The sequence below is a fragment of the Salmonella sp. NW38 genome, from assembly GCF_051807745.1.
Classification (GTDB): Bacteria; Pseudomonadota; Gammaproteobacteria; order Enterobacterales; family Enterobacteriaceae; genus Salmonella; species Salmonella enterica.
In genome coordinates, this window is the sequence record NZ_JAMMTO010000008.1 from 42,594 (window position 1) to 60,727 (window position 18,134).

An 18,134-nucleotide genomic window follows, 5' to 3' on the forward strand; every position below is an offset into this window, starting at 1 on the left:
GTTCCCTCCTCCCTCATGCCCGGCTCAGCGTCACGCCTGCGGTATGCACTACCGTACCGGATACCGGACTCGTCACATGCGGCAGTAAATTGCCACAGTGGATACCGTGTGTCGTCGCCGCCGTTTTGGCCCCAGCTTTAGCGCCAAATCCCATATAGACAAAAAGCGTGTCCGGACGGATACCGGGCGTCACCAGCGCCTTACCTTTCTCTTTACCCGTAGCATTTTCCAGCCAGATCTCATCTCCGGTCTTAATGCCTTTTTCTTGCGCCGTTTGCGGATGGACCCAGACCGCGTTATCCCACATTAGCTCGCTGAGTAAAGGTACGTACTGCGTCGCGCCATTGGTATGCACGGCCACCTTGCCCTGAATGAAGTAAAGCTCATTCTCTTTTTTAAGCGCAAAGTCACGAACGCGCGGAACGCCGTAGCCTGGGAGCAATTCCTCCAGGGTTGCGGAATAAAGTTCGATTTTGCCGGAGGGCGATTTGAAGCGAAGCTGTTCGCCATAGGTGTTGTCGCTGTCCGTCGCGATAGCGCCGGGGTAACGCGCCGTAAACTGGCGAACGGATTCTGGTTCGCGTAATAGCAGCGGAACTCCCCATTCGAGATACCCTTTCTGTCGCAGTTCCTTCGCTAAGGCATGGTCGCCGTTCAACTGATAGAGTTGGCGCGTCTGCATATCCTGCCACGGATAGTACAGCCCTAATCCCAACTGCTCGCCAAGTTCTTTCCAGATTTGCCAACTCGGACGCGCCTCGCCAATCGGCTCTACGACCTGTTGGCGCAGAGCGTAAGCCGGGTGCAGTCCCGACATATCCGATACCTCTTCGTCCCGTTCGAGATAGGTGCATTCCGGCAGCAGATAGTCGGCATATGCCGCGCTCTCGCTCAAATAGACATCGCAACTGACCACCAGATCCAGTTGCTCAACGGTTTTTACTAGGTCCGAACGACAGGTGACGGTCTGGAAAGGATTATGCCGCGACATAATCCACGCCTTTATCGGGTAAGGCTTCTCGGTTAACACCGCGTCAATAATGCTTTGCACCACGCCGCCGCCAGCGGCGATATATTTAAACTGCGGTGCGATCAAATCGATGCGTTGCGCCGTCGGTTTCGGCATATTTTTAATGTTGAGTTTCGCCAGCGTTGGCGCGACCTTTTCTCCGGCCAGTTTGTTGTAAACCGACGCGTTTTTTTTCTGATATAGCCCGCCTTCGCGCTCAATATTACCGAGCAGTACATTAAGCGTAAAAATCATACGCCGCATATCGATCTCTTCCTGCGAGAACGTCGCGCGATGACCAGGACTGACAATAGCGTGAGGCGCGCAGGCGGCCAGTTCGCGTGTCACCCGGACAATAACGTCGGCCGGGACATCGGCCTGCGCGGCGGCCCATTCCGGCGTCGTCTCTTTTACCGCCTGTGCTAACTGTTCAAATCCGCTGGTATAACGCTCAACAAAAGACGCATCGTAGAGTTGTTCATCAATCATGACGTGGCACATCGCCAGCAGAACCGCTAAATCCCCCCCGGGACGAATAGCGTGCCACTCATCCGCCTTGCTGGAAAATATCGACAAACGCGGATCGAAGCTCACCATTTTGGCCCCCTTCTCCTGCGCGGTCATTAACTCATGGGTATCGGCAACTTCAATCCCTTCATACAAATTGTGGCCAAACGAAACCAGATAGCGCGTGTTAGCGATATCCATCGCCAGATCGCCGCCCATCATCACTTTTGCCGCAATGGCTTTCCCGGCAGGGCATGTTGAGGCGTGAGTAAAGGTATTAGGCGAACCAAAGGCCGTAGCCAGATGGAAAAGATGGCTGGAGAGCGAGCCCGATTTGGAAGAGAAAGCCACGCTCTCGGGGCCATGCTGCGCTTTGATGGCATTCATTTTCGCCGCGATTTCCTGGTAAGCCTGTTGCCAGCTAATCACCTGCCATTCACCGTCGCCGCGTGGCCCGGTGCGTTTCATAGGTTTTACAATCCGTTGCGGGTCATTGACCAGGCTGACGCCGCTCCCGCCCCTGGCGCATATGCGCGTCCCCTGCTGCGGCGCAGAAGGATTGCCCTGGATAAAAACGGTCTTGTTATTGACTACCTGCGCCTGAATAGGGCAACGAAAGGAACACATTTCGCACAAGCTTGGCGTTAGCGTGGTTTTACCGTTAATGCCGGCAATCGGGTTGCGCGCCAGCGCCCCGGGCGGAAAAGCGCCCAGCGCGCAGGCAGAGCAGCCGATGCCTACCCCCTGCAAAAAAGAACGACGACTAATGCTCATATAACCTCCTGTTATTAGATATAGCTGAAGATTATATTTAATTTGTATTATGAAATGTCGGCTTCAATCACAATTTGAAATAGTTGTTAAAATGAACACGCCAACACGATAAAACCTTTTGTTTTATAAAAATTTTATATTTTCTGAACACGCACATCGACTGTCATTGAATAATCAGCAGAATTATCAAACAACCCACTGTTAATTATAAAAATGATACAACTCCAATAACACGTAATAATATTTTAAAAAAAACGATTAGTTCCTGAAAAGCGATTTCGCGCGGCTTTTCGCAGTTCTTTCTCATACGCGCCGGACCGTCCGCCGACGATATCCCGAATGCCGGCGAAAAAACGCTGATTGAGCATCAAAGCGGGTTTACTTTTGCGCACTTATAGGCTTCATTACCCGACCCGCTCTCTTATGCATGGATTTTTCCGCAGATACGTCAGCATCCCACAATACGGTGACATGATGGCAGGATGGACACTTTCTGAAAGAAACCTGCCAGATAACATGGTGAATTGTGATCTCCATCGCCATACCGACATATGAAACTTACTTCTAAGGCGTTAAAAATCCAGACCGTTTTTCCATAATGATGTTGATAAGGAATTCTAATGAAAATATCATCAGGCACAATTAATTTTTCTACTATTCCTAACCAGGTTAAAAAATTAATTACCTCTATTCGTGAACATACGAAAAACGGGATCGCCTCAAAAATAACCAGTGTTAAAAACACGCATACATCTTTAAATGAAAAATTTAAAACAGGAAAGGACTCACCGATTGAGTTCACGTTACCACAAAAAATAAAAGACTTCTTTCAGCGGAAAGATAAAAACACCTTAAACAAAACATTGATTACTGTTAAAAATATTAAAGATACAAATAATACAGGTAAGAAAAATATTTCAGAAGAAGATGCCTCAAAAATGACTGCAGCATTCATGCGCAAGCATATTGCAAATCAATCACGTGATTATAATTACAGAGTGACAGGTGCGGCCCCGCTCCCCGGTGGAGTCTCTGTATCAGCCAATAACAGGCCAACGGTTTCTGAAGGTAGAACACCACCAGTATCCCCCTCCCTCTCACTTCAGGCTACGTCTTCCCCGTCATCACCTGCCGACTGGGCTAAGAAACTCACGGATGCAGTTTTACGACAGCAAGCCGGAGAACCCCTTACGACCGCAGATCGCGATTTTTCAAACGCAGATTTCCGTAATATTAAATTCAGCAAAATATTGCCCCCCAACTTCATGAAGCGAGACGGCGATATTATCAAGGGGTTCAACTTTTCAAATTCAAAATTTACTTATTCTGATATATCTCATTTACATTTTGACGAATGCCGATTCACTTATTCGACACTGAATGATGTAGTCTGCAGTAATACGAAATTTAGTAATTCAGACATGAATGAAGTGTCTTTACTGTATTCAATTACTACACAACAACAGCCCTCTTTTATTAATACAACCTTAAAAAATACGCTTATACCTCACAAAGCCAACCTCTCCGACGTTATTTTAAATGAACCGGATAATTCATCACCTCCGTCAGTGTCAGGGGGCGGAAATTTTATTCGTCTAGGTGATATCTGGCTGCAAATGCCACTCCTTTGGACTGAGAACGCTGTGGATGGATTTTTAAATCATGAACATAATAATGGTAAAAGTATTCTGATGACCATTAACAACCTGCCCGATAAATACAGACAGGAAAAAGTCCGGGCAATGGAAGATCTGGTAAAGTCATTTCGGAGTGGCCGCTTAACAGAGGCACGTATCCGGCCAGTTGAAAGCTCGCTGGTGAGCGTACTGGCCCACCCCCCCTATACGCAAAGTGCGCTTATCAGCGAGTGGATCAGGCCTGTTCAGGAACGTTTTTTTGCCCACCAGTGCCAGACCTATAATGACGTTCCCCTGCCGGCTCCTGACACATATTATCAGCAGCGCATACTGCCTGTGTTGCTGGATTCGTTTGACAGGAACAGCGCCGCCATGACCACTCACAGCGGACTCTTTAATCAGGTGATTTTACACTGTATGACAGGCGTGGACTGCACTGATGGCATCCGCCAGAAAGCTGCAGCGCTTTATGAACAGTATCTTGCTCACCCGGCGGTGTCTCCCCACATCCATAATGGGCTCTTCGGCAATTATGACGGCAGCCCGGACTGGACAACCCGCGCTGCAGATAATTTCCTGCTGCTTTCCTCCCAGGATTCAGACACGGCGATGATGCTCTCCACTGACACGCTGTTAACAATGCTAAACCCTACTCCTGACACTGCATGGGACAACTTTTACCTGCTGCGAGCCGGAGAGAACGTTTCCACCGCGCAAATCTCTCCGGTAGAGTTATTCCGTCATGACTTTCCGGTGTTTCTCGCCGCATTTAATCAGCAGGCCGTGCAGCGACGCTTTGGGGAACTGATTGATATCATCCTCAGCACTGAAGAGCACGGGGAGCTGAACCAGCAGTTTATTGCCGCCACGAACCAGAAACATTCCACCGTGAAGTTGATTGATGATGCCTCAGTGTCGCGTCTGAACACCATTTTTGACCCCCTGCTTCCTGAAGGCAAACTCAGCCCGGCACACTACCAGCACATCCTCAGTGCTTATCACCTGACTGACGCCACCCCACAGAAGCAGGCGGAAACCCTGTTCTGTCTCAGTACCGCATTCGCACGCTATTCCTCCAGCGCCATTTTCGGCACTGAGCATGACTCTCCGCCGGCCCTGAGAGGCTATGCGGAGGCGCTGATGCAGAAAGCCTGGGAGCTGTCTCCGGCGATCTTCCCGTCCAGCGAACAGTTTACCGACTGGTCCGACCGTTTTCACGGCCTCCATGGCGCCTTTACCTGTACCAGCGTTGTGGCGGATAGTATGCAACGTCATGCCAGAAAATATTTCCCGAGTGTTCTGTCATCCATCCTGCCACTGGCCTGGGCGTAGTCCAGCCTTAACCCGTATGGAATTAAGGGACACAGCGTTGTGTCCCTCTGTAAATAGACCCGTTTTAGTCCATGCATTTTTTGAGATCCCGGCCAGATTGACCCTGGCCTAAATTCCATACAGTACTAAATCGGAATCAGTAATTTCAGATGAACCGGAATATGGTTTACCATAGAGGGAGCGTAGCTTAGTGTCGCTGATGGTCATTTTAGTATTTTGTACTCACCATCGCATGTACGAACATTAGCAACAATATCAATTGGTGTACAAATACAATCAATCAACGACAAAATAAAAGAATAAAATATTTCATATACATATAACATCAGGCGTGTACATCAAGTGACAGTTAAAAACGACAGCATACAGAGCACATTCCTCTTCCACGATTACGAAACCTTCGGTACGCATCCGGCCCTCGACAGACCTGCGCAATTCGCCGCGCTCCGTACGGATAACGACTTCAACGTTATTGGCGAGCCGGAGGTGTTTTATTGCAAACCCGCCGATGATTATCTACCGCAGCCCGGCGCAGTGCTGATTACCGGCATCACGCCGCAGGAAGCGCGTGAGAAAGGAGAAAACGAAGCCGCTTTCGCCAGACGCATTCATGCGCTGTTTACCGTTCCTAAAACCTGCGTTGTGGGCTACAACAATGTGCGCTTTGATGATGAAGTCACGCGCAATATTTTTTATCGCAACTTTTACGATCCCTATGCCTGGAGCTGGCAGCATGATAATTCACGTTGGGATCTATTGGATGTCATGCGCGCCTGTTATGCGCTGCGCCCGGAGGGAATTAACTGGCCGGAAAACGACGACGGCCTGCCCAGCTTTCGTCTGGAACATTTAACCCAGGCGAACGGGATCGAACACAGCAACGCGCATGATGCGATGGCGGATGTCTACGCCACTATTGCGATGGCGCAACTGGTGAAAACACGCCAGCCGCGGCTGTTTGATTATCTTTATAGCCACCGCAGTAAACATAAACTGGCGGCGCTGATTGACGTTCCGCAAATGAAGCCGCTAGTGCATGTCTCCGGCATGTTTGGCGCGTGGCGCGGTAATACAAGCTGGGTCGCGCCGCTGGCGTGGCATCCTGAAAACCGTAACGCGGTGATCATGGTCGATTTAGCAGGCGATATTTCTCCTCTTCTTGAGCTGGACAGCGACACCCTTCGCGAGCGGCTTTATACGGCCAAAGCCGATCTTGGCGATCTCGCCGCAGTGCCGGTAAAGCTGGTGCATATCAATAAATGTCCGGTACTGGCGCAGGCGAATACCTTGCGCCCGGAGGATGCCGACCGGCTGGGAATTAACCGCCAGCACTGCCTGGATAACCTGAAAGTGTTGCGTGAAAACCCGCAGGTCCGCGACAAAGTGGTGGCGATTTTTGCCGAAGCCGAACCTTTTGCCGCCTCGGATAACGTTGATGCCCAGCTCTATGATGGTTTTTTCAGCGATGCCGATCGCGCAGCCATGAAAATCGTACTCGAAACCGAGCCACGTAACCTGCCCGCGCTGGACATTACCTTTGTCGATAAGCGCATTGAGAAGCTGCTGTTTAATTACCGCGCACGCAATTTTCCCGGTACGCTGGATGACGCAGAGCAGCAGCGCTGGCTGGAGCATCGCCGTCAGGTACTGACGCCGGAGTTTTTACAACAGTATGCCAACGAATTGCAGATGCTTTCTCAGCAGTATGCGGAAGATAAAACGAAGCTGGGGTTGCTGAAATCACTGTGGCAGTACGCAACTGAGATTGTGTAATTGACCAATGCCTGACGGGCATTGTTAATCCAGAGCGGATAAAGAGTGACGCAGCCATCTGGTAAACGTGCTGGATGACAGACAAAAAACCGGAGGCACTGCCTCCGGTTTTACTATTGCCGATAATACGCGCGATTACGCGACGTCTTCGTACTGTGGAACCGGGTTGCGGAAGCTTTTAGTTACGCAGGCCAGATAAATCAGCCCGATACCCGCCCAGATCAGGCCCAGTACCATTGAGCTCTCTTCCAGGTTAACCCACAACGCGCCAACCGTGAGCGCGCCGCACATGGGCAGGAACAGATACTGGAAGTGATCTTTCAACGTCTTATTACGCTTCTCACGGATCCAGAACTGCGAAATCACCGACAGGTTAACGAAGGTAAACGCGACCAGCGCGCCAAAGTTAATCAGCGCCGTCGCCATCACCAGGTCAAAATTAATCGCCAGCAGCGCGATCGCCCCGACCAGGATGATGTTCATCGCTGGCGTACGCCATTTCGGATGAACGTAACCGAAGAAGCTTTTCGGGAATACGCCGTCGCGCCCCATAACGTACATCAGGCGCGCTACGCCTGCATGCGCCGCCATACCGGAAGCCAGTACGGTGATAGTAGAGAAGATCAGCGCGCCCACCTGGAAGGTTTTACCCGCCACGTACAGCATGATTTCCGGCTGAGACGCATCCGGATCTTTAAAACGAGAGATATCCGGGAAGTACAATTGCAGGAAATAGGTTGCAAAGATGAAGATCAGGCCGCCAATCAGCGCGGTCAGGAAAATCGCACGCGGGATCACGCGTTCAGCATCTTTGGTCTCTTCCGACAGGTTACTGATGCCGTCAAAGCCGGTAAAGGAGAAGCACAGGATCGTCGCTCCCGTAATCATCGGGATAACGTGCGCATCGCCGGACCAGAACGGACGGGTGCTCGCCAGCGTACCGGCGCCTTCGCCTTCAAATACGCCATAAACCACCATGCCCAGAATGACCGCAATCAGCACCACCTGTAGCACTACAATCACGGTGTTGAAGTTAGCGACCGATTTGAGGCTGCGCAGGTTAAAGGCCGTCATAAAGGCCACCAGCGCCACGACAAACACCCATGACGGAATGGAGGGCACCAGCGCTTCAAAATAAATTTTCGCCAACAGAATGTTGATCATCGGCGCGAACAGATAATCGAGCAGAGAAGACCAACCCACCATAAAGCCAACAGTCGGGCTGATGGATTTCTGGGCGTAGGTGTACGCCGAACCCGCGGAAGGGTAGCGACGCACCAGTTTCCCGTAGCTCAACGCCGTAAACAGAATCGCGATTAACGCGAATGCATACGCCGTCGGTACGTGACCGTCAGTGAGGCCTGAAACGATACCAAATGTATCGAACAGCGTCATCGGCTGCATATAGGCAAGACCCATCATTACAACCGGAACTAACGTAAGCGTTTTACGTAATTCCACGCGAGAGGTGTTTGGAGTAACGTTATGCGACATGGTCATTCTCCTTTACGGCGAATGCCGTCGCGTAAGCAAAAAATTGCCCCATTTTCTGGATTCCTCAGCGACAACAACTGTCGATTTTTAAGTAAGTATCTATCCGGTACGAAGCCCGGCCTCTTGGTATTGAATGATGTGTTTGAAGCAAAAAAATAACCGACGCGTATTAAAACGTCGGTTAGTGTCATTTTTTGCAAGCGGCGTATTCTGCCCTAAATTGAAGTGAAATGACAAGAGAATGCGAGCGCGTTCAAAAAATTATTTTTCATAAGCGATTGATTTTTAAACCGGCGATTTTGCATACACCCCAGCAATAGCATTATTTGCTAAAATTTCATCCCGCCACCAGCCGCTGGCCAGCCCGGCGGTCTGTTCATTCCAGCCAACCCACACCGGTTCATAGACGATTTGCGCCACCACTTTCTTCTCTATAAGCGCGCCGCTTTCCAAAAATCGCTGCGCCAGATAACGCGGTAAATAGCCGCATCCCAGGCCGCTAATTTGCAGCTCCAGCTTGGTTTTAAAATCAAACACGGTAATCGCTTCCTGAGCGTCGAGCAGTTCAGACCCTATTGATCGCGAGGAATGGACGCTATCGCCAACCACAATCGCGCGAAAACGTTTGATCGTCTGGCGGCTAAGCGGTTCCTCTTCATGAACCAGCGGATGATGCGGGGCGACAGCAAACACCAGTTCAAGATCGCCCAGTCTTGCAAAGCCAAAGCCGGTGTCAGGCGGCGGCGCGCGCATGGCGCCAACAATGATATCCGCCCTTCCCTGCGTCAGCGTCTCCCATGAACCGCCGAGAACGCCATTAACAAATTTAAGGCGCGTCACGCTGTGGCGTTGATAAAAAGCGTCGATAAGCGGGGCCAGAAGAGAAAAGGGAAAGGTATCATCCACACCGATGACCAGTTCGTTCTCCCAGCCTTCATGCAGTTTAATCGCCTGCTTTTCCAGCTCGCGAACGGTGTGCAGCACTTCACGGCCTTTTTCCAGTAGCATCTTACCGGTTCGCGTAAATCGCGCGCGATGCCCGCTACGGTCGAGCAGTTGGATATTAAGATCGTTTTCCAGCTTATGAACGGTATAACTGAGGGCGGACGGCGTTTTAAATAATTTTGCCGACGCCGCCGCGAAGCTGCCTTCTTTTTCTAACGCATCAAGAATAACCAGAACGTCCAGCAGTGGTTTCATACTCGTCCCCTTGCGCTATATGGCGACCACCTGCTGGACAGCGACTCACTCCATCGGCATCACCAGCGGATCGGGATATTGATATTCAAATCCCAGCTCATTACAAATCCGGCTACCGTCGATAATCTTCCCTTTGCCGTTGTCCGGTGCGTCACGAAAATGCGGCGGCGCCATTCCCAGCAAACGCGTCATTTGCGGATAAAACACGTTGCGGGCTGGATGCGCCGGCGCACATATATTATAGATGTGCCCCCCTTTCGGCGCCTGTAGCAAGAGGGTAATTGCGCCAACCACGTCTTCAAGATGCACCAGATTGACCCCGTGTTGACCATCCGGCGCGGTTTTTCCAGCAAAGAAACGTCCGGGGTGGCGTCCAGGCCCGACCAACCCCGCCAGCCGCAGAATATCCACTGACGTGCCCGGCAGATTATGCAGCCAATCTTCCAGTTCCTTCAGGGTACACCCGCTGGCCGTGACCGGATTACGCGGCGTATTCTCTTTCACCACGCCTTGCGCATCGCCGTAAACAGACGTCGAACTGGTAAAAATAATACGCGGGATACGATAAGCCAGCGCGCTGTCGACCAGTTCCTGCATCGCCTGCAGATAAAAATCCTCTCCCGGACCGCTACGGCGCGCGGGCAGTGTTATCACCAGCGCATCGACATCCAGCAGAGCGTCAAGATCGTCCGCCTCACAGACCAGCTCCGGCTCCAGACGCAGCGGATAGCTTTCAATTCCACTCATACGGGCCGCTTCCACCCCGTCAAGGGTGGTTTTGCTGCCGGTAACCTGCCAGCCTCTCGCTGCCAGCGACATTGCCAGCGGCATGCCTAACCAACCTAAACCGACAATTGCGACCTTTTTCATCCATTTTCTCCTGACTTTAACGCCTTATACATAAGGCTACGCCAGCCCGCCGTGACTGACAATTCATACTATAAATGCGAAATGAAAAAAGCGCTTGCTTTAAGGCGTAAAAGTGGTTTAGGTTAAAAGGTATCAAATGAATAAGCATTCATCGGAATTTTTATGACACGCGTTCAATTTAAACACCACCATCATCACCATCATCCTGACTAGTCTTTCAGGCGATGTGTGCTGGAAGACATTCAGATCTTCCAGTGGTGCATGAACGCATGAGAAAGCCCCCGGAAGATCATCTTCCGGGGGCTTTTTTTTGGCGCGCGATACAGACCGGTTCAGACAGGATAAAGAGGAACGCAGAATGTTAGACAACACCCGCTTACGCATAGCTATTCAGAAATCAGGCCGTTTAAGCGATGATTCACGAGAATTGCTGGCCCGCTGCGGCATAAAAATTAATTTACACACTCAGCGCCTGATTGCGATGGCGGAAAACATGCCGATTGATATCCTGCGCGTGCGTGATGATGACATTCCGGGTCTGGTGATGGATGGCGTGGTCGATCTCGGCATTATCGGCGAGAACGTGCTGGAAGAAGAGCTACTCAACCGCCGCGCGCAGGGCGAAGATCCGCGCTATTTTACCCTGCGCCGTCTTGACTTCGGCGGCTGCCGTTTATCGCTGGCAACGCCGGTTGACGAAGCCTGGGACGGCCCGGCCGCGCTGGACGGTAAACGTATCGCTACCTCTTATCCGCACCTCCTCAAACGCTACCTCGACCAGAAAGGCGTCTCTTTTAAATCGTGTCTGTTAAATGGTTCTGTCGAAGTCGCGCCGCGCGCGGGGCTGGCCGACGCTATCTGCGATTTGGTCTCTACTGGCGCGACGCTTGAAGCTAACGGCCTGCGTGAAGTCGAAGTTATCTACCGCTCTAAAGCCTGTCTGATTCAGCGCGACGGTGAGATGGCACAGAGCAAGCAAGAGCTGATCGATAAATTGCTGACCCGTATTCAGGGCGTGATTCAGGCGCGCGAATCGAAATACATCATGATGCACGCGCCAAGTGAACGCCTGGAAGAGGTTATCGCCCTGCTGCCAGGCGCCGAAAGGCCGACAATCCTGCCGCTGGCGGGCGAGCAACAGCGCGTGGCGATGCACATGGTCAGCAGCGAAACGCTGTTCTGGGAAACCATGGAGAAACTGAAAGCGCTTGGCGCCAGCTCGATTCTGGTACTGCCGATCGAGAAGATGATGGAGTGATCTGACGCCTGATGGCGCTGCGCTTATCAGGCCTACGTAATGCGTTGATATTTTGGGTTCTGTAGGCCGGATAAGGCGGAACCCTGTGATGGAGTAAAGACCATGAGCTTCAATACCCTGATTGACTGGAACAGCTGTAGCCCTGAACAGCAGTGTGCGCTGCTGACACGTCCGGCGATTTCCGCCTCTGACAGTATTACCCGGACGGTCTGCGATATTCTGGATAATGTAAAAACGCGCGGTGACGATGCCCTGCGTGAATACAGCGCTAAATTTGATAAAACAGAAGTGACAGCGCTACGCGTCACCCCTGAAGAGATCGCCGCCGCCGGCGCGCGTCTGAGCGACGAATTAAAACAGGCGATGGCCGCTGCCGTCAAAAATATTGAAACGTTCCATTCCGCGCAGACGCTACCGCCTGTAGATGTGGAAACCCAGCCAGGCGTGCGTTGCCAGCAGGTTACGCGTCCCGTCGCGTCTGTCGGTCTGTATATTCCCAGCGGCTCGGCTCCGCTCTTCTCAACGGTGCTGATGCTGGCGACGCCGGCGCGCATTGCGGGATGCCAGAACGTGGTTCTGTGCTCGCCGCCGCCCATCGCTGATGAAATCCTCTATGCGGCGCAACTGTGTGGCGTGCAGGAAATCTTTAACGTCGGCGGCGCGCAGGCGATTGCCGCTCTGGCCTTCGGCAGCGAGTCCGTACCGAAAGTGGATAAAATTTTTGGCCCCGGCAACGCCTTTGTAACCGAAGCCAAGCGTCAGGTCAGCCAACGCCTCGACGGCGCGGCTATCGATATGCCAGCCGGGCCGTCTGAAGTGCTGGTGATCGCCGACAGCGGCGCAACACCGGATTTCGTCGCTTCTGACCTGCTCTCCCAGGCAGAACACGGTCCGGATTCCCAGGTGATTCTGCTGACGCCTGATGCTGACATTGCCCGCAAGGTGGCGGAGGCGGTAGAACGTCAACTGGCGGAGCTGCCGCGCGCGGACACCGCCCGGCAGGCCCTGAGCGCCAGTCGTCTGATTGTGACCAAAGATTTAGCGCAGTGCGTCGCCATCTCTAATCAGTATGGGCCGGAACACTTAATCATCCAGACGCGCAATGCGCGCGATTTGGTGGATGCGATTACCAGCGCAGGCTCGGTATTTCTCGGCGACTGGTCGCCGGAATCCGCCGGTGATTACGCTTCCGGAACCAACCATGTCTTACCGACCTATGGCTATACTGCTACCTGTTCCAGCCTTGGGTTAGCGGATTTCCAGAAACGGATGACCGTTCAGGAACTGTCGAAAGCGGGCTTTTCCGCTCTGGCATCAACCATTGAAACATTGGCGGCGGCAGAACGTCTGACCGCCCATAAAAATGCCGTGACCCTGCGCGTAAACGCCCTCAAGGAGCAAGCATGAGCACTGAAAACACTCTCAGCGTCGCTGACTTAGCCCGTGAAAATGTCCGCAACCTGGTACCGTATCAGTCTGCCCGCCGTCTGGGCGGTAATGGCGATGTCTGGCTGAACGCGAATGAATTCCCGACAGCGGTGGAGTTTCAGCTCACCCAACAAACGCTTAACCGCTACCCGGAATGCCAGCCAAAGGCCGTGATTGAAAACTACGCTCAATATGCTGGCGTAAAGCCGGAGCAGGTGCTGGTCAGCCGCGGCGCGGATGAAGGGATCGAACTGGTGATCCGCGCCTTCTGCGAACCGGGGAAAGACGCCATTCTCTACTGTCCGCCCACTTACGGTATGTACAGCGTCAGCGCCGAAACCATTGGCGTAGAGCGCCGGACGGTTCCCGCGCTTGAAAACTGGCAGCTGGATCTACAGGGGATTTCCGACAACCTTGACGGCGCAAAAGTGGTGTTCGTTTGTAGCCCCAATAATCCTACCGGACAACTTATCAACCCGCAGGATCTGCGCACGCTGCTGGAGTTGATACGCGGTAAAGCGATAGTCGTCGCTGACGAAGCTTATATTGAGTTTTGCCCACAGGCCACGCTGACAGGCTGGCTGGTTGAATATCCTCATCTGGTTATCCTGCGCACATTGTCGAAAGCTTTTGCGCTGGCGGGTCTGCGCTGCGGCTTTACGCTGGCTAATGAAGAGGTGATCAACCTGCTGTTAAAAGTGATCGCCCCTTATCCGCTTTCTACGCCAGTGGCGGATATCGCCGCCCAGGCGCTGAGTCCGCAGGGAATAAACGCAATGCGCGATCGCGTGGCGCAGACAGTGCAGGAACGTCAGTATCTGGTGAATGCCCTGCAACAGACCGCCTGCGTAGAACACGTCTTTGACTCTGAAACCAACTATATTCTGGCGCGGTTTACCGCCTCCAGCAGCGTGTTTAAATCCTTATGGGATCAGGGCATTATCTTACGCGATCAGAATAAACAACCTTCTTTAAGCGGCTGCCTGCGGATTACGGTCGGCACCCGCCAGGAAAACCAGCGCGTCATTGACGCCTTACGTGCGGAGCCAGTATGAGTCAGAAGTATCTTTTCATTGACCGGGACGGAACCTTAATTTCCGAACCGCCGAGCGATTTTCAGGTAGACCGCTTTGATAAACTGGCCTTTGAGCCAGAGGTGATTCCCGTATTGCTGAAACTGCAAAAAGCCGGTTTTAAGCTGGTGATGATCACTAACCAGGATGGACTTGGCACGCAAAGCTTCCCGCAGGCGGACTTCGACGGACCGCACAACCTGATGATGCAGATTTTCACCTCACAGGGCGTACGCTTTGATGAGGTGCTGATCTGCCCTCACCTGCCCGCAGACGACTGCGACTGCCGTAAGCCCAAAGTGAAGCTGGTGGAGCGTTATCTTGCGGAACAAGCGATGGATAGCGCCAACAGTTATGTGATTGGCGATCGTGCAACCGATATCCAGCTCGCTGATAATATGGGCATTACTGGTTTACGCTATCACCGTGAAACGCTGAACTGGACGATGATTGGCGAACAGCTAACGAAACGCGATCGCTATGCGCATGTGGTCCGCAACACCAAAGAGACACAGATTGATGTCAGCGTCTGGCTGGATCGCGAAGGCAACAGCAAGATTAATACCGGCGTCGGCTTCTTTGACCATATGCTCGATCAAATCGCCACCCACGGCGGCTTTCGCATGGAGATTACCGTTAAGGGCGATCTCTATATCGACGATCACCACACGGTAGAAGATACCGGGCTGGCGCTCGGTGAGGCGTTAAAACTGGCACTCGGCGACAAACGCGGTATCTGCCGTTTTGGCTTTGTACTGCCGATGGATGAATGTCTGGCGCGCTGCGCGCTGGATATTTCCGGTCGTCCGCATCTGGAATATAAAGCTGAATTTACCTACCAGCGTGTGGGCGATTTGAGCACAGAGATGATTGAACACTTTTTCCGCTCACTCTCTTACACGATGGGCGTCACTCTGCATCTCAAGACTAAGGGTAAGAACGATCACCACCGTGTCGAAAGTTTGTTTAAAGCCTTTGGTCGAACGCTACGCCAGGCTATTCGCGTGGAGGGCGATACATTACCGTCCTCGAAAGGAGTGCTGTGATGAACGTCGTCATCCTTGACACCGGCTGCGCCAATTTAAGCTCGGTAAAATCCGCCGTGGCGCGCCACGGTTACACCCCGGTGGTCAGCCGCGAAGCGGAAATCGTATTACGCGCTGACAAACTCTTTCTGCCCGGCGTCGGCACGGCGCAGGCCGCTATGGATCAACTGCGCGAACGTGAACTGATCGACTTAATTAAAGCGTGTACTCAGCCGGTACTGGGTATCTGCTTAGGGATGCAACTGCTGGGTCGTCGCAGCGAAGAGACGCGCGGCGTGGATCTGCTGAACATTATCGAGCAAGACGTGCCGAAAATGACCGACTTTGGTCTGCCGCTGCCGCACATGGGCTGGAATCGCGTGTATCCGCAGGCGGGCAACCGACTGTTTCAGGGCATTGAAGATGGCGCCTATTTTTACTTTGTGCACAGCTACGCGATGCCGGTCAACCCGTGGACTATCGCCCAGTGCAATTACGGCGAGCCATTCACCGCGGCGGTACAGAAAGATAATTTCTTCGGCGTACAGTTCCACCCGGAACGTTCTGGCGCGGCGGGCGCTCAGTTGCTGAAAAACTTCCTGGAGATGTAATGATTATTCCGGCATTAGATTTAATTGACGGCACCGTGGTGCGTCTCCATCAGGGCGACTACGCCCGCCAGCGGGATTACGGTAACGATCCCCTGCCCCGTTTGCAGGATTACGCCGCCCAGGGCGCCGGGGTGCTGCATCTGGTAGATCTGACCGGCGCTAAAGATCCGGCGAAGCGACAGATACCGCTGATTAAAACCCTGGTCGCGGGCGTGAACGTGCCTGTTCAGGTCGGCGGCGGCGTGCGTACCGAAGAAGACGTTGCGGCATTACTGAAAGCTGGCGTTGCCCGTGTGGTCATCGGTTCAACGGCGGTGAAATCCCCTGACGTGGTGAAAGGCTGGTTTGAACGTTTTGGCGCGCAGGCGCTGGTGCTGGCGCTGGACGTTCGCATAGACGAACACGGCAACAAGCAGGTGGCGGTTAGCGGCTGGCAGGAAAATTCCGGCGTCTCGCTGGAACAACTGGTGGAGACCTATCTCCCCGTCGGCCTGAAACATGTACTGTGTACCGATATTTCTCGCGACGGCACGCTGGCGGGCTCTAACGTTTCGCTGTACGAAGAGGTATGCGCCAGATATCCGCAGATCGCCTTTCAGTCCTCCGGCGGTATTGGCGATATCGATGATATTGCCGCCCTGCGCGGCACCGGCGTGCGCGGCGTGATTGTCGGACGCGCTCTGCTGGAAGGGAAATTTACCGTTAAGGAGGCCATCCAATGCTGGCAAAACGTATAATTCCGTGTCTGGATGTTCGTGATGGTCAGGTGGTGAAAGGCGTACAGTTTCGCAACCATGAGATCATTGGCGATATCGTTCCGCTGGCCAAACGCTATGCCGACGAAGGCGCGGACGAACTGGTGTTCTATGACATTACCGCCTCCAGCGATGGTCGCGTAGTCGATAAAAGCTGGGTGGCGCGCGTTGCCGAGGTGATCGACATTCCGTTTTGCGTAGCGGGCGGTATCCGGTCAATTGACGACGCCGCCAAAATTCTTTCTTTCGGGGCGGATAAGATCTCTATCAACTCCCCTGCACTGGCTGACCCAACGCTGATTACCCGTCTGGCTGACCGTTTTGGCGTACAGTGCATTGTCGTCGGGATTGATACCTGGTTTGACGACGCCACGGGGAAATATCATGTTAACCAGTATACCGGCGATGAAAACCGTACCCGCGTGACGCAGTGGGAGACGCTGGATTGGGTGCAAGAGGTACAACAGCGCGGCGCGGGGGAAATCGTCCTGAATATGATGAACCAGGACGGCGTGCGTAACGGTTACGATCTGACGCAGTTGAAAAAAGTCCGTGACGTTTGCCGCGTGCCGCTGATCGCCTCCGGCGGCGCGGGTACGATGGAACACTTTCTTGAGGCATTCCGTGATGCCGATGTCGACGGCGCGCTTGCCGCCTCCGTTTTTCACAAGCAAATCATCAATATTGGCGAATTAAAAGCGTACCTGGCAGGCCAGGGCGTGGAGATCAGGATATGTTAACAGAGCAACAACGCCGCGAGCTGGACTGGGAAAAAACCGATGGCCTGATGCCAGCCATCGTGCAACATGCGGTATCCGGCGAAGTATTGATGCTGGGCTATATGAACCCACAAGCGCTGGACAAAACCATTGAATCCGGCCATGTCACGTTCTTCTCACGCACGAAACAGCGTTTATGGACCAAAGGCGAAACCTCAGGCCATGTGCTGAATGTCATCAGCATTGCGCCAGATTGCGACAACGATACACTGCTGGTGCTGGCAAACCCTGTCGGGCCGACCTGCCACAAAGGTACCAGCAGCTGCTTTGGCGACGCCAGCCATCAATGGTTATTCCTGTATCAACTGGAGCAGCTACTGGCAGAGCGCAAAACCGCCGATCCGGCCAGCTCTTACACGGCGAAACTGTACGCCAGCGGTACCAAACGTATTGCGCAAAAAGTTGGCGAAGAAGGTGTGGAAACCGCGCTGGCGGCCACCGTTAACGATCGTGTTGAGCTGACCAATGAAGCGTCTGATTTGATGTACCACCTGCTGGTGCTGTTGCAGGATCAGGATCTCAACCTCACCACCGTGATCGACAATCTTCGTAAGCGTCATCAATAAGCGTAAAAAAACCGGGCAATGCCCGGTTTTTTAATGAGAAATT

16 protein-coding genes, 2 pseudogenes and 1 other annotated feature are annotated in these 18,134 nt (G+C 52.9%); of the genes and pseudogenes, 11 read left to right on the plus strand and 7 right to left on the minus strand.

What is annotated here, in order from left to right; genetic code table 11:
* Positions 1 to 13: 13 nt before the first annotated feature.
* Entirely contained in the window at positions 14 to 2,290 is a 2,277-nt protein-coding gene (phsA, locus tag NA624_RS14855; protein ID WP_000028216.1) for a thiosulfate reductase PhsA, read from the minus strand.
* A gap of 259 nt (positions 2,291 to 2,549) precedes the next feature.
* Positions 2,550 to 2,643, minus strand: a pseudogene (locus NA624_RS14860) (heavy metal-binding domain-containing protein); the annotation flags it as partial.
* Positions 2,644 to 2,910: 267 nt separating this feature from the next.
* Here NA624_RS14860 and sopA point away from each other — a divergent pair.
* Complete coding sequence (sopA, locus tag NA624_RS14865) at positions 2,911 to 5,259, plus strand: SPI-1 type III secretion system effector HECT-type E3 ubiquitin transferase SopA (protein WP_000704005.1); 2,349 nt, start codon at positions 2,911 to 2,913, stop codon at positions 5,257 to 5,259.
* A 129-nt stretch (positions 5,260 to 5,388) separates the two neighbouring features.
* Here the strand turns inward: sopA and NA624_RS14870 are convergent.
* A pseudogene (locus NA624_RS14870) lies at positions 5,389 to 5,466 on the minus strand (hypothetical protein); the annotation flags it as partial.
* Between the two features lie 135 nt (positions 5,467 to 5,601).
* Between NA624_RS14870 and sbcB the strand changes: the two are divergent.
* Positions 5,602 to 7,032, plus strand: a complete 1,431-nt coding sequence (sbcB, locus tag NA624_RS14875; RefSeq protein ID WP_000216706.1) for an exodeoxyribonuclease I — start codon at positions 5,602 to 5,604, stop codon at positions 7,030 to 7,032.
* Between the two features lie 135 nt (positions 7,033 to 7,167).
* On the opposite strand, the gene plaP is transcribed toward sbcB, so the two are convergent.
* The 4 genes from plaP to NA624_RS14895 form a co-directional block, all read right to left on the minus strand.
* Positions 7,168 to 8,526 carry a putrescine/proton symporter PlaP gene (plaP, locus tag NA624_RS14880; protein WP_001519005.1) on the minus strand — a complete coding sequence of 453 codons (1,359 nt, stop codon included), beginning with the start codon at positions 8,524 to 8,526 and terminating at the stop codon, positions 7,168 to 7,170.
* Positions 8,516 to 8,578 carry a membrane protein YoeI gene (yoeI, locus tag NA624_RS14885; RefSeq protein WP_096335044.1) on the minus strand — a complete coding sequence of 21 codons (63 nt, stop codon included), beginning with the start codon at positions 8,576 to 8,578 and terminating at the stop codon, positions 8,516 to 8,518. Before yoeI ends, plaP begins: the two co-directional genes overlap by 11 nt.
* A 233-nt stretch (positions 8,579 to 8,811) precedes the next feature.
* The gene (locus NA624_RS14890) at positions 8,812 to 9,726 is read right to left on the minus strand and encodes a LysR family transcriptional regulator (protein WP_000803384.1); all 915 of its coding nucleotides are present in this window, start codon (positions 9,724 to 9,726) and stop codon (positions 8,812 to 8,814) included.
* Positions 9,727 to 9,771: 45 nt separating this feature from the next.
* Positions 9,772 to 10,596, minus strand: a complete 825-nt coding sequence (locus NA624_RS14895; RefSeq protein ID WP_000754702.1) for an SDR family oxidoreductase — start codon at positions 10,594 to 10,596, stop codon at positions 9,772 to 9,774.
* Between the two features lie 162 nt (positions 10,597 to 10,758).
* On the opposite strand from NA624_RS14895, the gene hisL reads away from it, so the two are divergent.
* The 9 genes from hisL to hisIE all read left to right on the plus strand — a co-directional run bounded on the left by hisL (position 10,759) and on the right by hisIE (position 18,091).
* On the plus strand, positions 10,759 to 10,809 hold the full coding sequence (gene hisL / locus NA624_RS14900) for a his operon leader peptide (RefSeq protein WP_001364200.1): 51 nt from the start codon (positions 10,759 to 10,761) through the stop codon (positions 10,807 to 10,809).
* Positions 10,785 to 10,908, plus strand: a sequence feature (His leader region). Its footprint overlaps the gene before it by 25 nt.
* 46 nt (positions 10,909 to 10,954) lie before the next feature.
* Entirely contained in the window at positions 10,955 to 11,854 is a 900-nt protein-coding gene (gene hisG / locus NA624_RS14905; RefSeq protein ID WP_000886599.1) for an ATP phosphoribosyltransferase, read from the plus strand.
* 102 nt (positions 11,855 to 11,956) lie between these two features.
* Positions 11,957 to 13,261: a histidinol dehydrogenase gene (gene hisD / locus NA624_RS14910; protein WP_000009610.1), complete on the plus strand. Its 1,305-nt coding sequence runs from the start codon at positions 11,957 to 11,959 to the stop codon at positions 13,259 to 13,261.
* On the plus strand, positions 13,258 to 14,337 hold the full coding sequence (hisC, locus tag NA624_RS14915; RefSeq protein WP_000102706.1) for a histidinol-phosphate transaminase: 1,080 nt from the start codon (positions 13,258 to 13,260) through the stop codon (positions 14,335 to 14,337). Before hisD ends, hisC begins: the two co-directional genes overlap by 4 nt.
* On the plus strand, positions 14,334 to 15,401 hold the full coding sequence (gene hisB, locus NA624_RS14920; RefSeq protein ID WP_000080050.1) for a bifunctional histidinol-phosphatase/imidazoleglycerol-phosphate dehydratase HisB: 1,068 nt from the start codon (positions 14,334 to 14,336) through the stop codon (positions 15,399 to 15,401). The genes hisC and hisB overlap by 4 nt, the downstream gene beginning before the upstream one ends.
* On the plus strand, positions 15,401 to 15,991 hold the full coding sequence (gene hisH, locus NA624_RS14925; protein ID WP_001103591.1) for an imidazole glycerol phosphate synthase subunit HisH: 591 nt from the start codon (positions 15,401 to 15,403) through the stop codon (positions 15,989 to 15,991). The genes hisB and hisH overlap by 1 nt, the downstream gene beginning before the upstream one ends.
* Positions 15,991 to 16,728 carry a 1-(5-phosphoribosyl)-5-[(5-phosphoribosylamino)methylideneamino]imidazole-4-carboxamide isomerase gene (hisA, locus tag NA624_RS14930; RefSeq protein WP_000586406.1) on the plus strand — a complete coding sequence of 246 codons (738 nt, stop codon included), beginning with the start codon at positions 15,991 to 15,993 and terminating at the stop codon, positions 16,726 to 16,728. Before hisH ends, hisA begins: the two co-directional genes overlap by 1 nt.
* Complete coding sequence (gene hisF, locus NA624_RS14935) at positions 16,710 to 17,486, plus strand: imidazole glycerol phosphate synthase subunit HisF (RefSeq protein ID WP_000880125.1); 777 nt, start codon at positions 16,710 to 16,712, stop codon at positions 17,484 to 17,486. Before hisA ends, hisF begins: the two co-directional genes overlap by 19 nt.
* Positions 17,480 to 18,091: a bifunctional phosphoribosyl-AMP cyclohydrolase/phosphoribosyl-ATP diphosphatase HisIE gene (gene hisIE, locus NA624_RS14940; protein WP_000954841.1), complete on the plus strand. Its 612-nt coding sequence runs from the start codon at positions 17,480 to 17,482 to the stop codon at positions 18,089 to 18,091. The genes hisF and hisIE overlap by 7 nt, the downstream gene beginning before the upstream one ends.
* Positions 18,092 to 18,134: the final 43 nt, after the last annotated feature.

Bases quoted from the DNA above. Each gene is read 5' to 3' on its own strand.
- NA624_RS14895 (WP_000754702.1), bottom strand. From the start codon at position 10,596: ATGAAAAAGGTCGCAATTGTCGGTTTAGGTTGGTTAGGCATGCCGCTG.
- hisB (WP_000080050.1), top strand. From the start codon at position 14,334: ATGAGTCAGAAGTATCTTTTCATTGACCGGGACGGAACCTTAATTTCC.
- plaP (WP_001519005.1), bottom strand. From the start codon at position 8,526: ATGTCGCATAACGTTACTCCAAACACCTCTCGCGTGGAATTACGTAAA.
- sopA (WP_000704005.1), top strand. From the start codon at position 2,911: ATGAAAATATCATCAGGCACAATTAATTTTTCTACTATTCCTAACCAG.
- hisA (WP_000586406.1), top strand. From the start codon at position 15,991: ATGATTATTCCGGCATTAGATTTAATTGACGGCACCGTGGTGCGTCTC.
- phsA (WP_000028216.1), bottom strand. From the start codon at position 2,290: ATGAGCATTAGTCGTCGTTCTTTTTTGCAGGGGGTAGGCATCGGCTGC.
- hisG (WP_000886599.1), top strand. From the start codon at position 10,955: ATGTTAGACAACACCCGCTTACGCATAGCTATTCAGAAATCAGGCCGT.
- hisC (WP_000102706.1), top strand. From the start codon at position 13,258: ATGAGCACTGAAAACACTCTCAGCGTCGCTGACTTAGCCCGTGAAAAT.
- hisF (WP_000880125.1), top strand. From the start codon at position 16,710: ATGCTGGCAAAACGTATAATTCCGTGTCTGGATGTTCGTGATGGTCAG.
- NA624_RS14890 (WP_000803384.1), bottom strand. From the start codon at position 9,726: ATGAAACCACTGCTGGACGTTCTGGTTATTCTTGATGCGTTAGAAAAA.
- hisD (WP_000009610.1), top strand. From the start codon at position 11,957: ATGAGCTTCAATACCCTGATTGACTGGAACAGCTGTAGCCCTGAACAG.
- hisIE (WP_000954841.1), top strand. From the start codon at position 17,480: ATGTTAACAGAGCAACAACGCCGCGAGCTGGACTGGGAAAAAACCGAT.
- hisH (WP_001103591.1), top strand. From the start codon at position 15,401: ATGAACGTCGTCATCCTTGACACCGGCTGCGCCAATTTAAGCTCGGTA.